Source organism: Enterococcus sp. DIV0240d (assembly GCF_051711245.1).
In the GTDB taxonomy this organism is placed as follows: domain Bacteria; phylum Bacillota; class Bacilli; order Lactobacillales; family Enterococcaceae; genus Enterococcus_D; species Enterococcus_D casseliflavus.
On the sequence record NZ_JBIOMG010000001.1, the window covers coordinates 3,258,608 to 3,283,822 of the forward strand.

Consider the following 25,215-nt stretch of genomic DNA (forward strand, 5'->3'; position numbering starts at 1 on the left):
GTGAAAAAGGTGACGTTATGAACCAAGAACAAGTGTTGGATCGTTTACGAGAAGAATTGGCCATGCCGTTTTTCGAAGCAAAACTAGAAGACAAAGAGTATTCCGAAGAAGACTATCAACAAGTCAAAGCGGATTTGGTAAAATACTTTGATGACTATGTACGCAATGTAGAAAATTAAGAAACAGCCTGCGATGATTCCTTCATCGCAGGCTGTTTTACTGTTATAACGTCACTAGAAAGTTTTGATTCGTCGTAGCTTCGATTTGAGGATGCTGTTTTAAATAGTCAGCAATCAGTTCCGTCATATCGACTTGAATCTCACGAACGATTTTTTCGGCAGAAAACATGGCGTAGTTGCCGCCACCTACTGCACGGTATTGGTTAATGACGATCTCTAATTCTTGATCCATCGCAATGGCTTTTTCTTCAAAGTCCAAGCGGGTGATTCGCTGACCGACGGGTTGACTAAGATCGATCGTATACTCGATGCCTTCATACATATCGTAGTTATAATATTGCGGCTTTGGCTCAATAAAAGCAGGATTGAAGATGATCTGACCGTCAACAACGGCTAAATAATCCGCCGTTTGTTCTAAAGCGGCTTTTAATTCGGCACCTGTTATTTTGACTACAGCTAACGTATTTGGGTAAATATAATTAGTGATCACATCTCGCATCGTGATTGTTGCGCCAAAGCCTTTGCCCTCATTGTTGAAAAGAGCAGTACCAGAAATTTTGGCGCCGCTGGCAGCCATCTGAACACGATTGATAAATTCAATATAAGGGTGCTCTTTCAAGCGTGCCCCCATCGGATCGGTGATTCGCATATCCCCACTGACTTTGCCTAACGGCTGATCTAGCCAGGTTTGTAATTCTTCTTCGATGGGTGCTAACAATGCCAACGTCTCTTGATCTGGGACAGCATCTGCAACAGGGATCAACGCAGCCGTACTGTTTGTGACATGAACCCCTGTCTGATTTTTTTCAACCGTCAATTCGATGGCGCCGATAAAGCTTCCACGATAACCGGGCTGTACAACGGGGACACCATTGATTTTTGTGGCGATCTCACGGTGCTGGTGTCCTGTGAAGAACGCATCGATTCCTGAGACTTCCTGCAATAATTGATAGCCCTCATTTTCACCAGTCAATAATTCGGTCGGTTCTCCAGTGACTAAATCACGCTCGAAACCGCCATGGTAACTGACGACAACGATATCGGCTTTTTCTCTTAAATAAGGCACATAGTTTTTCGCTGTCTCAACGATGCTGACAAACTGCATCCCGCGAATCGTCGCAGGCTGTTCCCAATGAGGAATATATGGCGTCACCATTCCTAAGATCGCGATCTTTACCCCTTCTTTTTCAATGATGGTGTAAGCTTGGCCAAAGAATGGTTCTCCCGCTTCATTTAAAATATTCGCTGCGAGTACTGGTGTTTGGTAGCTGGCGATCGCTTCTTGCAAATAAGGCAGACCGTAGTTGAACTCATGATTGCCTAAGACATGGACATCAACGTCTAGGTGGTTGACGACAGCGGTCAATGCGGCAACGGAGTGCTGGCTTTTGGCGATGTAATAGCTTAAGGGCGAGCCTTGGATAAAGTCGCCATTTTCGATCGTTACGACCGGTCCGGTGGCTGCTTGACGTAGCTCTTTCATTTTGGTAGCAATTTTTGCCACGCCGAATCCTTGTTCCGTGTCATCGGCAAAATTGGTTGGATAGACATAGCCATGCATATCGCTCGTTTCTAAAAACGTGATTTTCATTCAAAAGACTCCTTTTCCCCTCAATAGACCAAAAGGGCATGCGCATAAGTCGAAAACCCTCGAAAGCCAGCATTTTCTGCTTCCTTGTGTCTTCAAACCTTATGGCACAAACCCTTTTGTCTTTCATTCTCAGGTGTTTCCCTGATTATACCCTATTTTGACGAAGAAATTCAGAATTATTGGTTCCAAGCATCTTCTAATTGTGGTTTTGCGTTTTCAATCAATTGATCGACATCTTGATCTGTATTAGACAAAATGTTTTCCATGATTGAACGCATTTCATTGTAAGCAGGATCAGCATTTTCAATCACTGGGATCGAGAACAATTCTTTGGTTGCATCTTCTAATTTGGCAGCCACTTTTGTTTCAGGATTGTTTTTGTATTCATCGCTTTCCAAAACAGATTCAACAACTGGCATGTAGCCGGTATCGATCGCCCATGTTTTTTGCGCTTCTGGCGAAGTTAGGTATTTCATGTATTCAAAAGCAGCGGTGCGTTGCTCTGGTGTTGCGCTGTTGAACATATACAAGTCAGTTCCTTGTTGCAAGTTGATTGGTTCTGGACGAGCTGCTACGTCATATTCAAATTTGCCTTCGGTATCTTTTTTAACAAAGCCTTCCCCTGCGATTGAGCCGACATACATTGCGATTTGCTCGTTGGCAAATGGACCAGACAAGTATTTGTCAGAACCAGCGATTCGGAAGTAGCCGTCTTTAACACCATCTAGGTAGTAGTTGATGACTTCTTTTGATTCATCGCTGTCTAATTGCAAGTCTTTGTCAAAATCAACGCCTTGATTTTTCATTGCGATGGCATAGTAGTTGTTTAATGAGTCAAAACCAGCACCTACGACTTCACCGTTTGATTTTTCATAGATTTCTTGAGAAGCTTCTTTTAATTCTTCCAGGTTTGTTGGTACGTCAATACCATACTCGTCTAACATGTCTGCATTGTAAAACAGCATTTCTGTAGATTTGTTGAAAGGAATCCCGTATTGCACGCCGTCGATTTGTGCACCATCTAAAAGGGCACTGCGGATCTCTTCTTGGTCACCCCAACCGATAGTATCATCGTTGATGTATTCGCCAAGGTCAACTAGCATGTCATCTTGGGCAGCATTCCATAACCAACCAGGATATGCTTGGGTGATAGTTGGCAGATCTTTTGGTGAAGGCAAGGTTGAATTCACCTTTGCTTGCAAATCAGGATAGCTTGATTGGTTCTGCAATTCGATCTTGATGTTTGGATTTTCGTCCATGAATTGCTCGGTCAATTTCGTCAATGATTCTTCTTGCGCACCATTCATTGCATGCCAAAAGGTGACAGTCGTATCTTCGCTTAGTTCTGTAACGATTTCATCACTTTCGGTAGAACCAGATGAATCGTTGTTGTTTCCACAAGCCCCTAATACCAATGTCGCGGCTGCAGCTGCTGCAAATGCAAGTTTCTTTGTTTTCATTTTTTCCTCTCCTCTATCACTCTAAAATAATTTTTTCACCGCGTTGCGGCAATATTCTTTCACCATACGGATTCACCAGATTTTCTGGTTTCAGCGTATGGATTGGAACCAATCGTTGGGGCTCGATCCATGCAATGATCTGATCTAAATCAGCTGGTTTCGCATGTCCCGAGTTTGGCAAACGGACAAATTCGATCTCCAGTGCTGCCAATTGATCCAAAAAGACTTGATAAGCTGGATCAAAATCGCCTAACGGCTGCGCATCACTGTGAATATACAAACCACCCGTCTGCAAGTTTTCAAAATGCGCGACTGCTTGCCAAAGGTACTGGCTCGTGTCGGCACATAATGCCTGATAAGAAATGGCGAAGGCTGGATCGAGAGTCGCTGGTACTTGATCATCGATCGTATAGAACGGTACATCTTTATTGAAAATTTCTTTCAACAAAGCAGCTTGCGTCGCCTCTAAAACAACCGTCCGCGGCGCGGCTTCAACAAGCGCCATAAAGCGCTCGACATTGGCTGGATAGCCATTGAAAGTAATTTGTCGTTGGGGATTTTCTTTGACCAAACGCACGAAGGTCTCGATCAATTCTGTTTCACTTTCCACTGTGATCGCTTTGGGGTCCGGTTCTCTTTCTGGAAAGCTGATGCTGACCCCTTCCATCATCAATAAATCCGTGTGTTTGGCTAACTGACAGAATTCTTTGGTACGCTCTGGATGATAGCCATGCAAACGCAAATCACCGGTATAAGCGATAAAATGATCTGGCGTTCGAATCAACAAAGCTGCCGCACCGTACGCATCATGATCGACTGGAATGATCTCGACTTCGATTTCCCCGACCCGAATCACATCATGGGGTTCTAAGCCGATCAATTCACGGACAAAGCTTTTTTCTTCATGAGGAACGGGCAGCAAGAAGTCCCCTTTTTGATTCAACACTTCGAGGATCACTTTGGTTTCCTTCAAGGTGTACATAGGAATATTTGGGTCTAAAAAGTTGATCATCTTGGAATGATCCAGATGGGCGTGGGAAAGAAAAACTGCTGTTTCTTGGTATTCTTTCGTTTCGCTTCCTTGGTACGTGTAATCTAAGCGTGGATCGTAGACATTTTTCAGTTCTGGTATCCAGCGATGCGCAACTAACGTTTGTAATTCTTCATCTGGTAAGGGTGTTTCTGGATGATACTCCGAACCGAAGTCAAAAAAGATATGGGCATCTTTGTACGCAACTTCGATGACGGTCCCTCCAATCGTTAAGATCCCGCTATGAAAGGTAATCGTCGTTTTATCCTTTGATGCCATCTTTAGCCACTCCTTTGATAATTTCTTTTCTAAAGATCAAGTAAATGATCAGAATTGGAATGACGGTCAAGGTCGCTGCCGCCATCTGTAAATGAACATCGCTGCCGCTTTCTGTGGTAAAGGCAGCCAACCCATTATTTAAGAGGCGGTATTTTTTCTCATTGGTTACTAGCAACGGCCATAAGAAGGAATTCCAGCTAGAGATGAACGTCAGAATCCCGACTGTCACCAAGGCTGGTTTAGACATGGGGATCAAAATTCGGCGGATATAAGCTAGGTCGCTGGCACCGTCAATTTTGGCTGCCTTATAAAAGGTATTAGAAATACTTTGTAAATAACCGTTTAAATAATAGATGTAAAAAATACTGGTCAGAAAGGGAATGATCAACGCACTATACGTATTCAATAAGCCCATTCGCGCAATCGTATTGTAATTGGTGAAAATGATCGATTCATAAGGAACCATCAATAACGAGATCATCAATCCGATAACTAACCGTTTGTATTTGAATTCAAGACTAGTCAATGCAAAGGCAGCTAGAATCGCAGTGATCAGCGTCGCGATAGTCGTCACCGCGGAAACGAAGACCGTATTAAAGAAGTAGCGTAAAAACGGTGCTCGGGTAAAAACTTCCCCGTAGTTGCTCCACTGGAAAGACTCTGGCATGATCGTCGGTGGAATACTGGTTGCTTCACTGTAGGTCATTAGACCAGCTAAAATCATATAGACAAAGGGAAACAGCGTGATCACTGCTAAAATTGCTAAAAACAGCATCGAAACAATCGTGACAATTTTTTTCATTCGTTTATTCGCCCACTTTCTTCAAAAGTTTATTTTGGATAAAGGTGACGAGCAAAATAATGATGAACAAGATCACGGTTGCCGCCATTGCAATCCCCGGACGTCCGGCGATATGGAATTTGTCATAAATATAAAAGACTGCCGTGGTTGCACTGCGGGCGATCCCTGGCTGTCCGCCAAACAAGGCATATACTTGAGTATAGACTTTAAAGGCACTGATCAGATTGACCGTTAACAAGAAGGCAAAAGTCGGGATCAACTGCGGAAAGGTGATTTTCCGAAAAATCTCGCCATCGGTGGCGCCAAACATTTTTGCGATTTTGTAGTGTTCTTTGTCGATGTTGCGCATTCCTGCCAACAAGATAATAATGTTGAAGGCGAGGCTCGTCCAAACGCCAAAGATGATCAAGGTCGTCATACTCATATTGACATTATCCAGCCAGTTGACTGGTGGAATGCCGACAAGACTCAACAAATAGTTGATGATCCCGTAAGAGCCATTGAAAAAGTAGCGAAACACGATCCCGATGGCAATCGTACTCGTGACATAAGGCATAAAAAAGATCGTTTCAAAAAAACTTTTGTATTTGACTTTTTCAAAAATGATCCACGCAATCGCTAAAGAAAGGATCAACGCGATCGGTACGACCGCAAAAGCAAAGAGCGCCGTATTTTGCAGTGCTCGAAAGAAGACTGGGTCCGTTAAAACCCTTTGATAGTTCTCAAGCCCAGCATACTGTTGGTTAATCAAGGTTCCTTTTTGGAAACTCATGATGAAGGAACGAAACAGCGGATATACACTGAATAAGAAAATAATGACCAATGAAGGCAGTAAAAACAGCCATGCTTTCGGTTGGTTCTCAGGGTTATAATTTTTTTTGAACATTAGTAGACCCGCTCTCCTTTTTCATCAAAGATAAAGGCTTTTTTGTAATGAAAATCAAATGACACTTGCGCGCCTTCTTCAATGATTTCTTCAATACTAACGATCGATTTCATATGTTTGTCAGCCAGATCAAAGTTCAAGATTCGTTCTCGTCCGATCAGCTCCACACTCTTGACTTCCGTTTGGAACAAACCTGCTTGCAAGGTGGTCAGCACATCTTCTGGACGAATGCCTAACGTGTATTGGCCGTCTGTTAATGGTTTCTTGAAGCGAAGGTCAGTAAAACGGTCAACTGGTACAGTGAAGGCAGGATGGATCATTTGACCATCTTTGACTTCTACTGGCAAGATGTTGATGATTGGATTACCGATGAATTTCGCTACAAAAAGATTGTTTGGTTCTAAGTAAAGGTTTTGCGGATCATCATTTTGTTGAATGATCCCCTCGTTCATCAAGATGATCTTATCACTGATAGAAAGAGCTTCTTCTTGGTCATGGGTCACGAAGATCGTGGTGATGCCCACTTCTTTGACTAACCGACGGATCTCTTCACGGATCTTCAAGCGCAAACGGGCATCTAAGTTACTTAATGGTTCATCCAGTAGTAAGACTTCTGGACTTTGCACCAAGGCACGCGTGATCGCTACCCGTTGCTGCTGTCCGCCAGAAAGGGTTCCTGGTTTTTTCTGACTTAACTCTTCAATATTGGTCAGTTTCATGAACTTTTCAGCAATTTTCTGTGCTTCGTTTTTCTTGATCTTTTTCTCTCCGACTGTCAGTGGAAACATGACATTTTCTAAAACAGTCATATGGGGATAAAGGGCATAATTCTGAAAAACAAACCCGATATTGCGGTCTTTTGGCTCGGTCTTAACAACGGAAGAACCATTAAAGCGGATATCACCATCGGTGGGACTCAACAACCCCGCGATCAAATTCAATATCGTCGATTTCCCACAACCACTTGGTCCCAACAAACAAACCAAATCGCCTTTTTCTATTGTAAAATCTACTGCTTTCAAGGCTTCAAACTTATTATCGAAAACCTTCTTCAACCCGACTACTTCTATCAAAACTGCCCCTCCATTTTCTCTTTTTCCTCCGAATAGTTGACTGGCATTTCAAGTCACAAAAAAAACGAACTCTTGATGTTTCGGTCAAACGCTCAAAGAAATTCGATTTTAATCATAACAAACGAATGTTTTTATTCGATACCATTATTGTAAATGTTTTGTAAAAATCATTGGGAATTATGAAAGAATTTTTAATTAATTTACCTTTTAATGAGAAAACAATGAGCCAAACAACGCAGTTTCTAGCCAGTAAACACGAACATTTTAACGTTTTTAGAAAATTTTCATGAAAAACGGGTAAAAATTATCAATCCTTCAGTATCCATTGATGTTAACACTATTTTTACGCGACTTTTTGTCCAAAAGCACCTTTAGTAATTGTTTACTAAGACCATCAGTATTTCTTCTTTTAAAATAACAAAAAAAGGATGGTTATTAAAAAAACAATCATCCTTTTTCATTCTATCCTTCGCCTCAGTCATCCGTCAGCGTCAGCAATTTCGTTGAAACTTGCTCAAGAAAATAACGGTCGTGTTCAATGATTAGCATAGAAGGCTCCACCAAATGGATCACTTCCTCTAATTGCTTCTGATTGAAGACGTCCAAATAATTTAGCGGTTCATCCCAGATAAACAATTCTGCTGGTGTCGCTAATGATTTGGCTAGTTCCACGCGTTTACGCTGCCCCATGCTCATTTGCTGGATCGGCGTTTGAAAGACAGCTCTTTCCAAGCCAAGCTTTTTTAAGTTATTTAGCAGATCTTGATAATTCAAGCCATGCTCTTGGGCAAATTCTGTCAGCATCCCACAGTTGTCCTCGTAGTTTTGTCGGACATAACTGATGGTGATCCCATGGGCTGTTTTGATCGTCCCTGTCTGCTGTCCATCGAAAGTACCTAAAATACTCGCAATCAAACTGGACTTGCCAGATCCGTTGGCCCCTTGAATCCCCAAGCGCTCTTTTTGACGGATCGCAAACGTCAGCGGTTTAAACAAAGGCTGCTCATAGCCAAGTTGAAAATGCTCTGCTTCCAGCAACACATCATGATGGCTAACAAGCGGAGTCATTTTCAGAGGATCAATCCACTCAATGTCTTTTAACAACGCAGACTTGTCTTGAATTTGATCTTCCATCCGTTTAACGATCGCTTTCGAGCGCTTCATGGTCCGTGCCGCTCGGGCACCGATCGCCCCCGTATCATAGATTGCCCCGCTGCCTTTTTTGGTCGGCGACCCTAATTTGTCCCGTTCGCGTCCTCGGGACCACTCCGCTTTCTCGGCTGCCGTCTGCTTCAAACGACCGATTTCTTTTTTCAACTTGCTGTTTTGTTCTTGCTCATACGCATCTTTTTGCTGCTTTTGCAGCTCATAGACTGAATAATTCCCTTTGTACAGCACCAAGCGGCTTTTTTCGATCGCCAATACATGATCGACGACGTCATCGACAAACTGTCGATCATGGCTCACAACGATAAACCCGGTTTTTTGCTGCAAATAGCGGGCAACATGTTCGCGAGCGGTCACATCCAAATGGTTGGTTGGTTCATCGATCAAAGGAAAATTCTCTTCATCAACGAACAACCGCGCCAACAGGACTTTCGTTTGCTCGCCGCCAGATAAAGTGGCAAAGGGCCGCCAAAGAACTTCTGGATCAAGCTGCAGCAGGTTCAATTCCCGTTCCAAACGCCACTGCTCAAATTCGCCAGATTCCTGTAAAACAAAAAGCGTCAGTTGCTGATCGTCAGCGACAGGTAAGGGAAAATAAACGAATTGCTGCTCATGGGTGATCGAGCCGCTATAAGGCAATTCATTGAGTAGCAGACGCAGCAAGGTCGTTTTGCCGCGACCATTTCTGCCAATCACCCCTAATTTCCATTGTGTATCAAGGTTCAAGTTGGCATCCTCAAAAAGCAACCGTTCTTGGCTGTCAAAGCCAAAAGTTAAATGATTAATACTGATATTCGACATAAATATACCTCGTCTCTATTCACGGAATAGAGTAGACCTAAAGCTATTTTCAGAATCAGTTTTTAGAGGTACACAAAAAGATCCCCCATCGAAAAAGTCAACCAATCCTGAAAATCTGCAGACTATCCCCTTGGAGGAACAGTTTCATGCAGCTTTCAACAAATTGGTTAATTTTTCAATGGAGGATCCCTCATTTCGTTTAATAGTGCCCTAAGTATAGCATTGATCGGCAAAAAAGCGCAAGTTCAGTACCCCCTGCTGCTTTTCATTTATATTTTATTCACAAACTAAACCCGTTATCGCTGGAAACGTTTCATTAAAAAACACTTGAAACACAAAAAAACCATCAGGTTGGTTAGTCCTGATGGCAAAAGGAGTAAAATGAAAAATAAAAAGGTTGTTGGTTGTGAATTCATTATACCTCCGATAAAAAAACTTTACATGTGAAAAACATAACAGTTAAATTAAATAACTCTTGTTTAACTTGAATGTTTATCACTTTTTTAACAATAAAGCCGTCATCCGTTGAATGGCAAAAGAAATTTCGTCGGTTGCTTCATCTTGCTTGGCTTCTGCCGCATCAAAGGCTTCTTGGTCGATTTTGTTATCGAGACTCAAAATCATCTCATCACAGCCAGCAACATATTTCATATACGCCCGTTCGAATTTTTTATGGATCCCCATCACATTCGCTGGGGGACGCAATTTGCTGATTTTTTCCAGCATCAAGCGGTATTTGTCCGTGCCTTCTTTAAAAATTCTGGTAATCTCAGCTAGCCGCTCAGGTGTTACCTCGGCTTCTTTCTTCTCGTCGATCGCTTTGCGGATCTCTTCATAATTGGGATTCATTTTCTCCCCGATCGCTTCTGTTTCTTTGACAAGATCGTTGATTGTTTGTACATAAAAACCTAAGTTTGGTCGCACAGTGGGTCCCCTACTTTCTTTGTTATTATCTCCTATTTTACCGTTTCTTACTGCAAATGAAAAGGTCAAGTAACAGCCGTAGGGTTTATCGAAAATAAGCCAGCAAAAAAAGGTCTGCTGCCAAGGGAGAAGGACAGCAGACCATTGATTGTTTTTCCGTTTATTTTTGGCTTATTTGCGTCCCATTGCTCGTTGGATCGCTTTGACGATCTCAACGACTGGAATGATCGCAAAGGAGGCGCCTAAAACGATGCCCCATTGATACAAGTCAAGGTGTGCAACACGGAAGATATCATTTAATCCTGGCACGATGAAGATCACCAGCATCAACGCAAAGGACAACAGGATCGCCCAGTTGAAGGCTTTGTTTCTAAATGCCCCTACTTTAAAGAGCGACTGATGGATCGATTTGACGTTGAAGGCATGGAACAACTGCATCAATCCTAACGTGGCAAAGGCCATCGTTAAGGCATCGGCATGGATCGCATCGTACGTATTGTGAACGGGCCATTGGATCGCTGACCAATAAACGAACAGCACGGTCGCCGCTTCTAAGATCCCTTGGTAGATGATACTGCTCATCACACCACCAGAGAAGAAGTTGGAACTGCGTCCCCGCGGTGCATGTTTCATTAGATCTTTTTCAGCAGGCTCCATTCCTAAAGCAATTGCTGGGAAGGTATCCGTTACTAGGTTAATCCAAAGCAAGTGGATCGGCAATAGCGAGTCCCAACCCCACAAGGTTGCTAAGAACAAGGTCAAAACTTCCCCTAGGTTAGCGGCTAGCAAGTATTGAATCGCTTTTTGAATATTGGAGAAGACTTTTCGTCCTTCTTCCACTGCTACGACGATCGTAGCGAAGTTGTCATCTGCTAGGACCATATCGGAAGCACCTTTAGAAACTTCGGTACCTGTGATCCCCATGCCGACACCAATATCGGCTTGCTTCAGTGAGGGTGCATCGTTGACCCCGTCACCAGTCATGGCAACGACTTTGCCTTCTTGTTGCCAAGCTTTGACGATCCGAACTTTATGTTCAGGTGATACCCGTGCATAGACTGAGTAGTTCGCTACCTTTTGGGCAAACTCTTCTTCGCTCATTTTATTGAGTTCAGCGCCAGTCAGGACGGCATCATCATCGCCCGGTTTGATGATCCCTAAACGTCCCGCAATGGCTTCAGCTGTATCGCGGTGGTCTCCGGTGATCATGATTGGACGAATCCCAGCTTCTTTGGCTAAACGTACCGCATCGGCTGCTTCTGCCCGTTCTGGGTCGATCATTCCGACTAAGCCAGCAAAGACCAAATCATTTTCGACGATTTCTGATTCTAAGTTTTCTGGTACTTGGTCTACATATTTGTAGGCCATCCCCAATACCCGCAGTGCTTGTTTTGCCATATCGGTATTGTTGAATAAGATTTTTTCTTTTTCTTCATTGGTCATCGGCAGCTCTTGGCCGTCCAGTAGTACTTTTGAGGTTCTGCCTAGCAAGACATCTGGTGCGCCTTTGACAGCAACTAAATAGCGGCCGTCTTCTTGTTGGTGGATCGTACTCATAAGTTTTCGGTCAGAATCAAATGGCAGATCTGCTACCCGTGGTTCTTGATTGACAAGATCTCGCACATGGAATCCTTGATCCATCCCGAATTGCACCAATGCGGTCTCAGTCGGATCACCGATCAAGTTGCCTTCTTCACCAAATTTTGTATCATTGGCAAAGTTCATGACTTTTAATGCCATGTTGTCTAACGGAATATCTTCTGAAGCAGCATGTTGCTTGTCATTGACATACAATTTTTCCACGGTCATTTGATTCAACGTCAACGTACCAGTTTTATCAGAAGCGATAATATCGGTTGCCCCAAGGGTTTCAACCGCTGGCAATTTACGGATCACTGCATTTCGTTTCGCCATTACTTGCGTACCTAAGGCTAAGATGATCGTTACGATCGCTGGCAGCCCTTCTGGGATCGCCGCTACTGCTAATGAGATCGAAGTCAATAGCATGTCGACCCATGACGTATTGTTAAAGATCGTTCCAACAAAGAACATGATCACTGCAATGATAATGATGGCGATCGTCAGGAATTTTCCTAGTTCATTTAAGTTACGCTTCAATGGTGTTTCGGTTTCTTGGGCGCTAGCCAGCATGCCAGCGATTTTCCCAACTTCAGTTCCCATCCCTGTATTGACCACGACCCCTTTGCCGCGGCCATAGGTCACATTACTGTTTGAATATGCCATATTGACGCGATCGCCGATCCCGACATCCGTCCCTTCGATGACGGTCAATTCTTTTTCGACTGGTACGGACTCACCGGTCAAAGCAGCTTCTTCAATTTTTAAAGAACTTGCTTCTAAAAGGCGTAAATCTGCCGGTACGACATCGCCAGCTTCTAATAGGACAATATCCCCCGGCACCAATTCATCGCTCTTGATGGTGACGGTATGACCATTACGCAACACATTGGCATTTGGTGTAGACATTTCTCTTAGTGCTTCGATCGCCTGCTCCGCCTTCGCCTCTTGAACGACACCCATGATCGCGTTGATAATGACAACTGCTAAAATAATAATTGAGTCCACGACTTCATGGGAAACGACTGCTGAGATAATCGCCGCCGCTAGCAAAACAATGATCATTAAATCTTTGAATTGTTCAAAGAATTTTTGTACCATCGATTTCTTTTTGCCTTCTTCTAATTCGTTGGGACCGTACTCAGATAAGCGTTTTTGTGCTTCATCGTTCGTTAATCCATTGGCATCTGTTTGCATTTCTTCCAGAACATGCTGCGCTTCTTGCGCATAAAACGCCTGCGATAGCTGTTCCTTTTTGTTTTCTTCTGACATGTTTCTCCTCCTTTTATATTTACTCTTCCTTTATTGTACATGATATGAAAAAAAATAGACTTATGTATGCACTGTCTAAGCATACATAAGTCTCACTGTTTAAGACAGCACCAGAAATTTCTTTCAGGATGGTGATACTGCCGCAGATAAAATCCGCCAATTACTCCCTCATGTTCATGTCAATAACCTACATTATACAAAAACTTTTCAGGTCTGGCAATTTTATTTTTGCTGAAACTAGCAGAAGGATTTCTCCTATGAATCAGGCGATGATCGAGCCGTTTGGCATGCCTTTTGGTGCTTCCACGATTTGCAGACGACCGTCATTGTCTTCTGCTGAAAGGATCATTCCTTGGCTGACTTGTCCCCGCATTTTCCGCGGTTTCAAGTTAGCAACGATCACGACTTTTTTACCGATCAAATCTTGCGGTTCTGGATAAAATTCAGCGATCCCCGATAAAATTTGACGATCTTGATCATCTCCCGCAGCTAAGCGGAATTGCAGCAGCTTGTCGGCGCCTTTGACTTTTTGACAGTCAACGACTTCTGCCACTTTTAATTCGATCTTGTCGAAGTCTTCGTATTTGATCTCAGCTTTTTCGGATTGCAATGTGGTTTCTTCTGGATTCCATTTGACTGTTTCTTCTGGACTTTGTGTCCCTTCAGCCATTTTCTTTTGGATGTAGGCTACTTCTGTTTCAAGTTCCAAACGAGGGAAAATCGGTGTGCCTTTGGCAACGACTTTCGTACCGCTTGGAAATTCACCAAAGCGTAAATCTTTCAGATCCATGGCAACAGAAGCCAATCCTAATTGTTGGAAAATATTGGCTGATGTTTCTGTCATCACCGGTTGCAATAAGATCGCAACGATGCGTAAGCTTTCCGCTAAATGAACCATTACACTGTTTAATTCAGCACGCTTTTCTTCTTCTTTGGCTAATACCCATGGTTGAGTTTCGTCAATGTATTTGTTGGCACGGGAGATCAATGTCCAAACTTCTGACAATGCCGTACTGAATTCCATTTTATCCATGGCTTCATGGTAACGACCAACCACATTGGCCGCAGTCGTTGACAGCTCGCTATCAAAAGGCGTCACTTTTGAGGCATAATCTGGGACTAAGCCATCACAATATTTATTGATCATAGCGATCGTCCGATTCAACAGGTTACCTAAGTCATTGGCTAGATCGTAGTTCAAACGAGAAACGAAATCTTCTGGTGTAAATACACCATCGCTACCAAAAGGAACCGCCCGTAAGAGGTAATAACGCAACGCATCTAAACTGTAGCGCTCCACTAACATTTCTGGATAAACGACATTGCCTTTAGATTTCGACATCTTGCCGTCTTTCATCATCAACCAGCCATGACCAAAGATTTTTTTCGGCAATGGCAAGTCTAATGCCATCAGCATGATTGGCCAATAGATTGTATGGAAACGCACGATTTCTTTCCCAACCATATGCACGTCAGCTGGCCAGTATTTTTGGAACAAGGAATCGTCGTCTGAGCCATAGCCCAATGCCGTAATATAGTTGGATAACGCATCGATCCACACATACACCACGTGTTCAGGGCTAGCAGTGACTGGGATGCCCCATTTAAAGGTCGTTCTGGAAACAGCCAGGTCTTCTAACCCTGGTTTGATGAAATTATTCAGCATTTCATTTTTACGTGATTCTGGTTGAATGAACTCTGGGTGCTCATCATAGTATTCAACCAAACGATCGGCATATTTGCTCATGCGGAAGAAATAAGAAGATTCCTTCACCAATTCTACCTCATGACCGCTTGGCGCTTTACCGCCGATGACTTTGCCCTCTTCATCTCGGTAAACTTCTGCTAATTGCGTTTCAGTAAAGTATTCTTCATCAGAAACGGAATACCACCCTTCATATTCACCAAGATAGATATCTCCTTGATCAAGCAATTGCTGGAAGATTTTTTGAACGGCTTTTTTATGGTAATCATCCGTTGTGCGGATAAATTTATCGTAACTGATGTCTAGTGTGTTCCATAGTTTCTTGACGTCAGCTGCCATTTTGTCGACGTATTCTTGCGGATCTACGCCAAGTTCTTCTGCTTTTTTCTCGATTTTTTGACCGTGCTCATCGACACCCGTCAAATAAAAGACATCAAAGCCCATCAATCGTTTGTATCGTGCTACCGCATCACAAGCGATCGTCGTGTAAGAATTCCCGATGTGCAGCTTGCCGCTTGGATAATAAATTGGCGTCGTAATATAGAATGTTTCTTTTTCAGCCATGGACGCAAGTCCTCCTTTTCACTAGTAAAGTGTATACTTAGGTAGTATACAGTTCGCAACCCAAAAATGCTATAATTTTAATCAAAAAAGCGGATAACCTAAGACCTTTTTCCATGGTCTACAAGGAACAAAGGAATCGTTTTGGTCCTTAACACGCAGCAAATAAACCAGCAGATTTGAGCATTTCTTTTCTACTAGTTATCATAGCGCAGATAGCCGTTCACTTCAATGTTCTAGGGGAAGAATCTTGCTTAGATACAAAGGGTGCTAGTGAGGGAGTTGCTTCTTTTTTCTGATCGTTTTGTGTCTTCCAAGCGGCAACTAGCGCTTATTCGATCATAAATTCTATCATCAGCGTTTGTGGTCCCTCTTCTTCAATCGTCACTTCTTTGATCAAGCGATAGGTTCCTTTCGACAAGGTGCCAAAATACTTCGACCAATTGATTAGTAAAGTTGTTTGACTGTGGGCAGAGGCATAATGACCGATGTCTTGAAAAACCACGTCTTCTTTAAAAAGGAGCTCCCGCCATTCATCCCCCTCGAAAACATCCACTGCAAAATAGTTGTCGTAGATCACCCTCTGATCGGAATGATTGTACAGTTTGAAGCGTCCGGATGTTGCTGTGCTGGTTTCCACTTCCAGACGAAGGGTTGCTTATTGAGGGAATGGGGGCCCCATAAACGTATCGGCAGGGATTCGATTGACACTTTGCCCAACCATCAAATCCGTCGGCTGCTCTTGCAGCTGACGGAAACGGGTACAGCCACTAATGATCAACAACAGCAATAGAAAAACGAGAAACTTGATTGTCTTCACCTCTTTGTCCCCCCTCTCGAAAGAATTCTCTGTGGCTCACCTTCTTTCCTCTAGTATACCTATTTCGTGCCTTTTCAGCAGCATTTCTAGTCATTTATTGCTTTTTTTGAGAAAAAGGATCTGAAAAAGCTTCTTGCAGACGGTCTTTGATTAACAGGTGCTTCTTTTGCTATAATGAGGAAGACTTCACTTATAGAAAGGAACGCTATGACTCGAAAAAACAAACAGCATTTTTTGCTTTTAACTGTGCTTTCTGTGGGACACTTGCTTTTTTCAACCACAAGTTACCCCTTTTTGTTTGCGTACTTCAATAGCCATGATTATGCTGCGCTCTTTGCAACAGCGATGGCAGTCCTCCGTGTGCTTTTTTTGCTCTGGATCGCTCTTTGGGGCTATTCAGCACTCAAAGAACACCCGCCGTCTTCTTGGCTTTATCTCGCATTATTTTTCCTTAATTTGATCGTTCCTTATTTTTTCCGTTAAGGAAAACCGTCGCGTTCAGCTACTTACTTTATCTAAGGCAGGAGAAACCAATGAAAGAATTTACCTCAAAATCAGCTGAAAAACACTACTATGAAAAAGAAGCGTCAGAAGCAGAGTTTCTTACATGGTATCAGGCGCAAGATCAGCCGAAATACGAGAAACCTTCCGTAACCGTCGATATGGTTTTGATGTGTTACAACAAAGAAGAAGAACAATTAAAAATTGCGCTGATCCAAAGAAAAGGCCACCCTTTCCGTAATTCTTGGGCATTGCCGGGAGGCTTCGTCAATCCCAATGAATCGACAGGGCAAAGTGTGATCCGTGAGACGCAAGAAGAGATCGGGGTCACCATCTCCAAGCAAAACATCGAACAGCTGCATACCTTCAGCACCCCAGATCGCGATCCTCGCGGTTGGGTGATCACCGTCAGCTATTTGGCTTTTATCGGTGAAGAACCCTTAAGTGCCGGTGACGATGCGAACCAAGTACGCTGGTTCTCTTTAGAAAGAAAAGCCAATCAAATTTATTTGACCAGCGGCGAGATCGAGATCATTCTTGACCTAGTGACTGGCGCCTCTGTTGGAAAAGATACGTTGGCTTTTGACCACAGCGCGATCATCCTCAAAGCTTTCAAACGGGTTGCCAACAAGATGGAACACGAGCCACAAGTGCTGCTCGTGTTAGGCAAAGACTTTACGATCACGGAAGCCCGTAAAGTATTCGCCAAGTTTTTAGGGATCGATTTTAAAATGATCGATCATTCCAACTTCAAAAAATCCATGCTCCAATATTTTACGGAAGTTGGCGAAAAGCCCGTCGGCATCGGGCGTCCCTCAAAGATCTATCGCTTAAATGACGCATTTTTAGGTGACAAAATGTAAAAAAATACAACCCCCTGTCAGACCGTAGTTTGGCAGGGGGTTGCTGGTTAATCATAATTAGTGAACGTGGTTCCTAGAAACAAAAATCAGAAAGATTTTTTCTATACCCTAGGCGATCCCTGGCGTTCCTTCCAGTTCAAGCGGCTCAGCTGCTCATTTCGCCTGAGAGCCGTTCTAGCTTCTGTTGGTCCTGCGTATCCAACGTGACAAAACGCAGTTCTTTGCCGTACCACTGCGCTTTGTACTGGATTTTACGAACGAATTGATGCCAATCACTGATGCTGTAATGACCAGCTTTTAAAACCGTATCTTCTGCGATTTGTTCCAAATAGATCGTATCGTACTGTTTTACGAGATGGTAGCTGACTTGATCGATGAATTCCCGCTTTTGACAGCAGTGAAAACGATAAAGGCGAGCGACCTTTCCTTTTAGCTTCTGATAATTTCGCGCCTGGGTCAAAAGGATTTTCTTCCGTTTGACCGCCGTCGCTTTCACTTGAAGTTTGCGTTCTGCTCGCGTCAGCTTTTGCTTCGTTTGGATGGCATGCTCACAGGTGATGGGTATCGGCTGGTTGGCTTTGACCAACTGCTGCGGATCATAAACAACAGCGACAGAGGCTTGCTGCTTCGGCAATGGCGGGATCTCTTCCAAACAAAGGATCGAGATGTAAAACTCTTCGTTGTTTTTTGCTGAGATCGTTGCCGATTTGATCTTCCCTTTGATCGCCCGATGCTTTTTTACGGGAACCAATGTTTTAAGCTTTGGCAGCTTGATTTGATCGTCTTCAAAATAAATGGTGTGCTGCTGATTATTGGTGGTATACGATTGCCAGATACTTTTTTTGGTTTTCATTTTTGGAAAGCCAGCCCGCTTTTGAAAGTAATTTCGAAACGCTCGGTCCAGATTCCGTTGTGCATTCGCCAATGCCAAACTATCGGTCTCCTTCAAAAAAGGATACTCCTTTTTTAGTTTGGCTGGCGTCAACCCTTGCTTTGCTTCATTGTTGGCCAGCTCCTCCATCTTTGCCTCTAGCAGTTGATTGTACGTAAAACGTACACAGCCGAAGGTTTCGATGAAAAACTGTTTTTGCTGTCCATTAGGATAGATCCGAAATTTGTATGCTTTTAAAACACCCAGTTTCATCTCCTCCTAACACTCCCTATACCTTTGACGCTAGTTCCCCTTTTTTTGTGCTAACTTTTCTTGATAGATCTTGGCTTCTTTTTTCGTGGCATAAACGAAATGTCCTGGTGCGATCTCTTCCATTGCTCGTTCTTGGTTATCGTTTGGTTCGCTGACGTATTTGATCCGCTTGCGTTGACGCTCATGGTCAGGATCTGGCAGCGGAATCGCTGATAAAAGACTTTCAGTATACGGATGGACCCCGTAATGATAGATTTCATCGCTGGTGCCTACTTCTAGCAGTTTGCCGTTGTGCATCACGCCGATCCGATCGCTGATGTGTTTGACCATCGATAAATCATGGGCGATAAACAAGTACGTCAATTTATGTTCTTCTTGCAGATCTTGCAGCAAGTTGACGACTTGGGCTTGGATCGAAACATCCAATGCCGAGATCGGTTCATCACAGATGATGAATTTTGGATCGACAGCTAACGCGCGGGCGATCCCGATCCGCTGACGTTGTCCACCTGAAAATTCATGGGGATAACGGGTCCCGTGACTTGGGTTTAGTCCGACCGTTCGCAAAAGTTCATCCACCCGATCATTGCGTTCTTTTTCATTTTTGGCTAATCCGTTGATATCGATCCCTTCGGCAATAATGTCCCGAACTTTCATCCGTGGGTTCAAGGAAGCATAAGGATCTTGGAAGACCATTTGAACTTCCCGGCGAAAATCAGCCAGCGGTTTCTTGCCTTTGATTTTCATAACATCTTGTCCATCAAAAAGAACTTCGCCTCCGGTAGGGTTATTCAAGCGAATCACCGTCCGTCCAGTCGTCGATTTTCCGCTTCCAGATTCACCGACTAGACCAAAGGTTTCTCCTTCATAGATTTGGAAGGAGATATCATCGACGGCTTTGACTTCGTCTTTGCGGCCAACGTTAAAATATTGTTTGAGATTCTTTACTTCAAGTAAAACTTTTTCCAACCGTTTCTCCTCCTTTAGACAGATGCCTGAGTATTTTTTTCTTGGAATTTTTTCCAGCGAATCAAGATCTCATCCGGCGGAGTCACTTTCGGTGCTTGCGGCGCTAATAGCCAAGTGGCCGCTTTGTGCGTCGGTGAGACGTCAAAGAATGGCGGTTGCTGTTCAGCATCGATCTGCAAGGCAAACTCGTTCCGTGGATAAAAAGCATCGCCTGTTGGCGGATCTAACAAATCTGGAGGTGAACCAGGAATCGCGTACAAGCGATCGCCTGTTCCTTCTAACGTCGGCATCGAACCTAACAAGCCCCAAGTGTATGGATGTTGCGGGTTGTAGAAGATCTCTTCTGCGGTCCCCACTTCGACGATTTTCCCACCGTACATCACGGCCACCCGATCCGCCACATTGGCAACGACCCCTAAGTCATGGGTAATGAAGACGATGGACGAATTGATTTTCTTCTGGATATCTTTTAATAACTCTAAGATTTGTGCTTGGATCGTTACATCCAATGCAGTCGTTGGTTCATCTGCAATCAAGATCTGCGGGTAACAGATCAACGCGATCGCAATGACGATCCGCTGCCGCTGACCACCAGAAAATTGATGCGGATAATTTTTCAAGCGTTTCTCAGCATTCGGGATGCCGACAAGGTTCAATAGTTCCAACGCTTGTCGCAAGCCTTCTTTTTTACTGATTTTGTTGTGCTTCATCAATGATTCTGCCACTTGCTTGCCAATCGGCATCGTTGGGTCCAATGAAGTCATTGGATCTTGGAAAATCATGGCGATTTCCTTGCCACGGATTTTTTGCAGTTCTTTTTCGGATTTTTTCAAAATGTCCGTCCCATTGAAGAGGATCTGGCCATTATCGACATTGGCATTGCTGGCTAACAACCCCATGATACTGCGGGTCGTCACGGACTTGCCGCTCCCAGATTCGCCCACGATCGCCAAGGTTTCTCCTTTGTATAGATCGAAACTGACATCGCGGATCGCTTGGACTTTCCCAGCAAAGGTGTCAAAAGAAATTTCTAAGTTTTTCACTTCTAAGACTTTTTTCATAGCAATCACTCTTTCATTTTCGGATCAAAGGCATCACGCAAACCGTCTGCCAGCAAGTTGAACCCAATCATAATCACAGACAAGGTCACAGCTGGTACCCACATTTGGTAAGGCAGGAACAAGAAGGTTTTGTAGCCATCGCTTAGTAACATCCCTAAAGATGCTGAAGGTGGTTTTAATCCTAGCCCAATAAAGCTTAGGAAGGCCTCGAAGAAAATCGCCGAGGGAATACTGAACATCATTTGTACGATGATCACGCTGGAAATATTCGGTAATACGTGTTTCATCGCAATCTTGAGGCGACTTTCACCCAGCGTCGTTGCGGCTAAAACGAATTCTTGATCTTTTAGTTTCATCGTTTGGGCCCGTACGATCCGCGCCATTGGAATCCAGTTAGTGATCGCCATTGCTGCCACGATCGAGAAGATCCCAGGTTCAAAAACCACCAACATCAAGATCATTACCACTAAGTTGGGAATACCAGATAAGATTTCTAGAAAACGTTGCATCACATTATCGATCCGTCCACCTAAAAGACCAGAGATCAGGCCATAGGTTACACCAAAGATAATGTCAAGCATTGCCGCGATAAACGCGATCAACAAGGAAATACGTGTTCCTACAAATAGACGACTCAATAGGTCACGACCCAAGCCATCCGTTCCTAAAAGGAAATACGTCCCGTCAGGAACATTGGCAGCTGCATACTTATCTACTAGCTCGCCTCCCACCATCGCATAGCCGTTTAAGCCATTGATGTTGATACCAGGAATTTTCGGCGGCAGATTTGTAAAGGTCACATTTTGCGCAGTTGGATCATGTGGCGAGACAAAAATCGTAATGATTGAGATCGCGATAATGATCAGCAACAAAATGATTGAGAAAACAGCGGCTTTGTTCTTTTTCAGACGACGCCATGAATCTTGGAAAAACGTTAATGAAGGGGTTGCGATCGCTTCACGCTCTTCATTGGTATTTTTTTGTAACGGTTGAAATTTGGCTGCATCGATGGCAGCAACATCATTTGCTGTGTAAGGTTTCTCTGCCATTAGCCACGACTCCCTTCTGAAACTCGGATCCGCGGATCAACGATTCCATATAAAATATCAACAACAAGAATAACAAAGACCAACATCGCGGAATAAAGAATTGTTACCGCCATGATCGTTGGATAGTCATTGGTCATGATTGATTTTACGAACTGTTCACCGATACCTGGGATCGCAAAAATATTTTCTACGACAAGAGAACCCGTCATCAAACCGACAGCTAGCGGTCCTAACAGCGTCAATAACGGAATCAAACTATTCCGCAAACCATGCTTGAAGGCAATTTCCCAGCGGCTCAACCCTTTTGCTCGTGCCAACTCGACATAATCACTATGCAGCACTTCCACCATCTCGGTTCGAATAAACCTGGCGGAATCCGCTAACGGCGACATCGCCAAGGCGACGGTCGGTAGGATCGTGCTGGCAAAAGTCTCCCACTTAGCAATCGGTAAGATCCCTAGTTTGATGGCAAAAATGTATTGCAGCAACACGGCAAAGACAAAGTTAGGGATCGAACGTCCTAAGATCGCCACTAAGGTAGACGTTGTATCGATCCAAGTATTTTGTTTCATCGCAGAGATCGTTCCTAAAATGATCCCAAAGAACGTACCAAAGATGATCGCTTGTAGCCCTAGTTGCAGTGAAGGTCCGATTCTTCCTGATAATAAATTCGCTACTGGCTGGTTTTTAAATTGGAAAGAGATCCCAAAGTCACCTTTTAGTAAATTGGTCAAATAAAGCCAATATTGGGTAATGATCGGTTTGTCCAATCCTGCTTGCTCATTTAGCAAGGCAATTTGTTCTGGACTTAATTTTTCAGCATTCGTATATGGTGTTCCTGGCAAAAATTGCATCAAGAAAAAGGTGATCGTGGCAATCAGCCATAATGTTAAGACCATGTAGAACACTCGTTTCAATAAATATTTCAAAAAGCTGTTCACGCAGTTTCCCCCTTAAGTATTTTGACTTCTATTCAATAATTATGTAAATTAACATAGTACGAATCATTAAAAAGGAGTCAGATCATGAAAATAAAAAAAAGTAGTGGGCTCATACCCCTCCTATGCCTCGCAATTTCTGGCGGATGGTTAGCCATAAAAAATGAATTTTCCATAGCAGCTCTTTCAGATGCCCTTTTCTTGTGGGCGCTGTTCTTTTTGATCATTGGCGGTTTTTTATGGGTATTTGCTTCTGGTTTCTTTGACCATTTTCAATACTCCATGAAGAAAGCTTTTTCCAAAAATAAAACAGATTATCTGAAATTATCCCAAGTCGGCAAACAGAGCTACGCCTTTTGGTTATGGCCTGGTGTCTTCTTGTTATTCCTTTCATTGCTCTTTTTAATGATTGCTACTAGTTAATTTCATTCTTATAGTTTTACTCATTGAAATGAGAAGCAAAAGGCTGAGACAAGAAATTGTCCCAGCCTTTTCTTCGGCATTTCAAGTCAACTACTCGTGATTATTCGATTGATGTCCACTTGTAGTCGTATTGTGCGCCCGCTGCGTGAGCAACAACACCTTTGACTTTTGTTGCACGTAAGTGTGCTTCCGCTTTTTGATAAACTGGAATGACACCTTGTTCATTCATAATGATTTTTTCTGCATTGACTAGGTCTTCCCAACGTTTGTCAGGGTCATTGGCATTGGTTGTACCCGCTGCTTCAACGGCTGCATCGTATTCTTCGTTGCTCCATTGTCCACGGTTGTATGAGTTGCCTGTCGTAAACAAGTCAGTAAAGCTACTTGCATCGGCATAGTCAGCACCCCAACCGCCCATTACTGTATCAAAATCACCAGCGTTTGAACGATCCAAACGAACAGAGAATGGTACTGGACTTAACGTGACTTTCACACCGTCCAATGTTTTTTCGATCGTATCTTGCAAGTACTCAATGATTTTCTTCGTTGAGTCTGTATCAGAAGCTAAGATATCAAATTCTAATGAATCGATCCCTAATTCTTCTTTGGCTTTTTCCCAATGTTCTTTGGCTTGCTCTTCATTGTATTCAATGACACTGCCAGCTGCTTCCGTGAAGTCCGTATGATCGCCAGGGCTGAAGGTCATACCTTCTGGTACCAACCCAGTTGAAGCAATCGAACCATCCCCTAAGATCGATGTCACTAAGGCATCACGATCAATCGCATAAGAGATCGCTTTACGTAAGTTTTCGTTACGGAAAGGTGAATCTTCATCACGTTGGTTCAATTCTAGGTAAGAAGTCGTTGCTTCTGGTTGAGAAACGAAGGCTTCATCGTTAGCCATTTGTTGCGCTAATTCACCTGTTAGGATGACATCATCTGCTTGTCCATCTTGGAAAAGGTTCAAGGCAGTTGAGGATTCTTTCACGACGCTTACGTTGATCGTTTGTAATTTAACAGTATCTTTGTCCCAATATTGGTCGTTCTTTTCATAAGCCCATTCCGTATCCGTTCCTGGTCCATCAAACCCAGTCAAGACAAACGGTCCATTATAGACAGCATTGTCGCTAGTTGACGCATATTGATCGCCATTTTCTTCTACCACTTTTTGATTTTGTGGGAAGAAGGATGGGAATGCTAATAAGTAGTCAAAGTAAGGTGTTGCTTTTGCTAGGGTGATTTCTAATTCATAATCCCCCACTGCTTTGATGCCTAGCTCTGATGGATCCGTATCGCCTGCTGTGATGGCATCTGCGTTCTTAACTGGTGAAAATAGATACGCGTATTCTGATGCTGTTTCAGGTTTGACTGTCCGTTGCCACCCATAGACGTAATCTGCTGCTGTAACAGGGTCACCATTTGACCATTTCGCATCTTCACGTAATTTGATCTTGTAAGTCAGTCCATCCTCGCTGACTTCAGCTGCTTCAGCTGCACCAGCAGGTTGTGGTGTACTGTCAGCATCCAAACGATACAGTCCTTCATATACATTGTTCAATGCACTGAAGCTGATCGTATCGGTTGCTAATGAGAGATCCGCACTTGGCATTTCTTGTGAAACCACTACGTTAAACACTTGTTCTGCACTGCTGTCGCCGCTTGCTGCTGTGTCATTGCTTGAACTATTTGTTCCGCCCGTTGTACAACCGGCTAACGTCACGCCACACACAGCCACTAAACCATAGGCCCATTTATTCTTCATCCTGTCCTACCCCTTAATTGAATTAATTTTCAGAATAATCATGCGATTTCTGAAGTTAGATAAGATTTTAATTAATAATTATTAAAAAAGCAATCCTTTTTTCGATAAAAAACACCTCTGACAGAAAGTTTTCTTGGTATTTACTTACCTTACTCTCATCAAACATTCGTTAAATGCTATTTTTCCTTTCTTTATTTATAAGAAATAAAGCAAAAAAAATAATAAAAAAACATGGTTAAATGTAACTTACATTCGTTTTCCGTCTTTCTTTTTCATTTGATCCGTCAAAATGAGAAATGTCTGATAGAAGGGTAAACATACAGAAATCGCCAATGATTTTTATCAAAATAGTCCAAAAAAAGACCTGATCGCATGCT

General features: G+C 43.3%; 22 protein-coding genes. 4 read left to right on the forward strand and 18 right to left on the reverse strand.

Annotation, left to right across the window (positions count from 1 at the left end; all coding sequences use genetic code 11):
- The first annotated feature begins 17 nt into the window (after positions 1–17).
- Complete coding sequence (locus tag IGJ25_RS15660) at positions 18–179, forward strand: hypothetical protein (protein WP_005228019.1); 162 nt, start codon at positions 18–20, stop codon at positions 177–179.
- 43 nt (positions 180–222) lie between these two features.
- Here IGJ25_RS15660 and IGJ25_RS15665 read toward each other — a convergent pair whose 3' ends face one another.
- The 12 genes from IGJ25_RS15665 to IGJ25_RS15720 form a co-directional block, all read right to left on the reverse strand.
- On the reverse strand, positions 223–1,770 hold the full coding sequence (locus IGJ25_RS15665) for a bifunctional metallophosphatase/5'-nucleotidase (RefSeq protein ID WP_225000617.1): 1,548 nt from the start codon (positions 1,768–1,770) through the stop codon (positions 223–225).
- A gap of 176 nt (positions 1,771–1,946) precedes the next feature.
- Positions 1,947–3,230: an ABC transporter substrate-binding protein gene (locus tag IGJ25_RS15670; RefSeq protein WP_016609876.1), complete on the reverse strand. Its 1,284-nt coding sequence runs from the start codon at positions 3,228–3,230 to the stop codon at positions 1,947–1,949.
- A gap of 16 nt (positions 3,231–3,246) precedes the next feature.
- Positions 3,247–4,539, reverse strand: a complete 1,293-nt coding sequence (locus IGJ25_RS15675) for an MBL fold metallo-hydrolase (RefSeq protein WP_225000618.1) — start codon at positions 4,537–4,539, stop codon at positions 3,247–3,249.
- On the reverse strand, positions 4,523–5,341 hold the full coding sequence (locus tag IGJ25_RS15680; protein WP_005228015.1) for a carbohydrate ABC transporter permease: 819 nt from the start codon (positions 5,339–5,341) through the stop codon (positions 4,523–4,525). The genes IGJ25_RS15675 and IGJ25_RS15680 overlap by 17 nt, the downstream gene beginning before the upstream one ends.
- Positions 5,342–5,345: 4 nt before the next feature.
- On the reverse strand, positions 5,346–6,227 hold the full coding sequence (locus IGJ25_RS15685; RefSeq protein ID WP_005228014.1) for a carbohydrate ABC transporter permease: 882 nt from the start codon (positions 6,225–6,227) through the stop codon (positions 5,346–5,348).
- Positions 6,227–7,300 (reverse strand): ABC transporter ATP-binding protein, encoded by a 1,074-nt coding sequence (locus tag IGJ25_RS15690; protein WP_005228012.1) that lies wholly within the window; start codon positions 7,298–7,300, stop codon positions 6,227–6,229. Before IGJ25_RS15690 ends, IGJ25_RS15685 begins: the two co-directional genes overlap by 1 nt.
- A gap of 474 nt (positions 7,301–7,774) precedes the next feature.
- Positions 7,775–9,268, reverse strand: coding sequence for a ribosomal protection-like ABC-F family protein (gene abc-f, locus IGJ25_RS15695; protein WP_225000619.1), 1,494 nt, complete (start codon positions 9,266–9,268; stop codon positions 7,775–7,777).
- A gap of 495 nt (positions 9,269–9,763) precedes the next feature.
- Complete coding sequence (locus tag IGJ25_RS15700; RefSeq protein ID WP_005228008.1) at positions 9,764–10,192, reverse strand: hypothetical protein; 429 nt, start codon at positions 10,190–10,192, stop codon at positions 9,764–9,766.
- Positions 10,193–10,363: 171 nt separating this feature from the next.
- On the reverse strand, positions 10,364–13,042 hold the full coding sequence (locus IGJ25_RS15705; protein ID WP_005228006.1) for a cation-translocating P-type ATPase: 2,679 nt from the start codon (positions 13,040–13,042) through the stop codon (positions 10,364–10,366).
- Between the two features lie 262 nt (positions 13,043–13,304).
- Entirely contained in the window at positions 13,305–15,311 is a 2,007-nt protein-coding gene (gene metG, locus IGJ25_RS15710; protein ID WP_225000620.1) for a methionine--tRNA ligase, read from the reverse strand.
- A gap of 328 nt (positions 15,312–15,639) precedes the next feature.
- Positions 15,640–15,948: an immunoglobulin-like domain-containing protein gene (locus IGJ25_RS15715; RefSeq protein ID WP_438779431.1), complete on the reverse strand. Its 309-nt coding sequence runs from the start codon at positions 15,946–15,948 to the stop codon at positions 15,640–15,642.
- An 18-nt stretch (positions 15,949–15,966) separates the two neighbouring features.
- Entirely contained in the window at positions 15,967–16,128 is a 162-nt protein-coding gene (locus IGJ25_RS15720; protein WP_438779432.1) for a hypothetical protein, read from the reverse strand.
- Between the two features lie 207 nt (positions 16,129–16,335).
- Between IGJ25_RS15720 and IGJ25_RS15725 the strand changes: the two genes are divergently transcribed.
- A complete protein-coding gene (locus IGJ25_RS15725; protein ID WP_005228003.1) occupies positions 16,336–16,611 on the forward strand; it encodes a hypothetical protein in 276 nt (91 codons plus the stop codon).
- Positions 16,612–16,661: 50 nt separating this feature from the next.
- Complete coding sequence (locus tag IGJ25_RS15730; protein ID WP_005228002.1) at positions 16,662–17,492, forward strand: NUDIX domain-containing protein; 831 nt, start codon at positions 16,662–16,664, stop codon at positions 17,490–17,492.
- A gap of 145 nt (positions 17,493–17,637) precedes the next feature.
- Here IGJ25_RS15730 and IGJ25_RS15735 read toward each other — a convergent pair whose 3' ends face one another.
- Genes IGJ25_RS15735 through opp3b form a run of 5 tightly spaced genes read right to left on the reverse strand, consistent with a single transcriptional unit; the run spans position 17,638 to position 22,656 of the window.
- Positions 17,638–18,636, reverse strand: a complete 999-nt coding sequence (locus IGJ25_RS15735; protein WP_010749109.1) for an RNA-guided endonuclease TnpB family protein — start codon at positions 18,634–18,636, stop codon at positions 17,638–17,640.
- Positions 18,637–18,666: 30 nt separating this feature from the next.
- On the reverse strand, positions 18,667–19,605 hold the full coding sequence (locus IGJ25_RS15740) for an ABC transporter ATP-binding protein (RefSeq protein WP_005227998.1): 939 nt from the start codon (positions 19,603–19,605) through the stop codon (positions 18,667–18,669).
- A 14-nt stretch (positions 19,606–19,619) separates the two neighbouring features.
- Complete coding sequence (locus IGJ25_RS15745) at positions 19,620–20,672, reverse strand: ABC transporter ATP-binding protein (protein ID WP_216593164.1); 1,053 nt, start codon at positions 20,670–20,672, stop codon at positions 19,620–19,622.
- A complete protein-coding gene (locus IGJ25_RS15750) occupies positions 20,672–21,715 on the reverse strand; it encodes an ABC transporter permease (RefSeq protein WP_005227994.1) in 1,044 nt (347 codons plus the stop codon). Before IGJ25_RS15750 ends, IGJ25_RS15745 begins: the two co-directional genes overlap by 1 nt.
- Positions 21,715–22,656 (reverse strand): oligopeptide ABC transporter permease, encoded by a 942-nt coding sequence (gene opp3b, locus IGJ25_RS15755; RefSeq protein WP_005227991.1) that lies wholly within the window; start codon positions 22,654–22,656, stop codon positions 21,715–21,717. The genes IGJ25_RS15750 and opp3b overlap by 1 nt, the downstream gene beginning before the upstream one ends.
- A gap of 84 nt (positions 22,657–22,740) precedes the next feature.
- On the opposite strand from opp3b, the gene IGJ25_RS15760 reads away from it, so the two are divergent.
- A complete protein-coding gene (locus tag IGJ25_RS15760) occupies positions 22,741–23,076 on the forward strand; it encodes a DUF3899 domain-containing protein (RefSeq protein WP_005227990.1) in 336 nt (111 codons plus the stop codon).
- Positions 23,077–23,176: 100 nt separating this feature from the next.
- Here IGJ25_RS15760 and IGJ25_RS15765 read toward each other — a convergent pair whose 3' ends face one another.
- Entirely contained in the window at positions 23,177–24,838 is a 1,662-nt protein-coding gene (locus IGJ25_RS15765) for a peptide ABC transporter substrate-binding protein (RefSeq protein WP_231472521.1), read from the reverse strand.
- Positions 24,839–25,215: the final 377 nt, after the last annotated feature.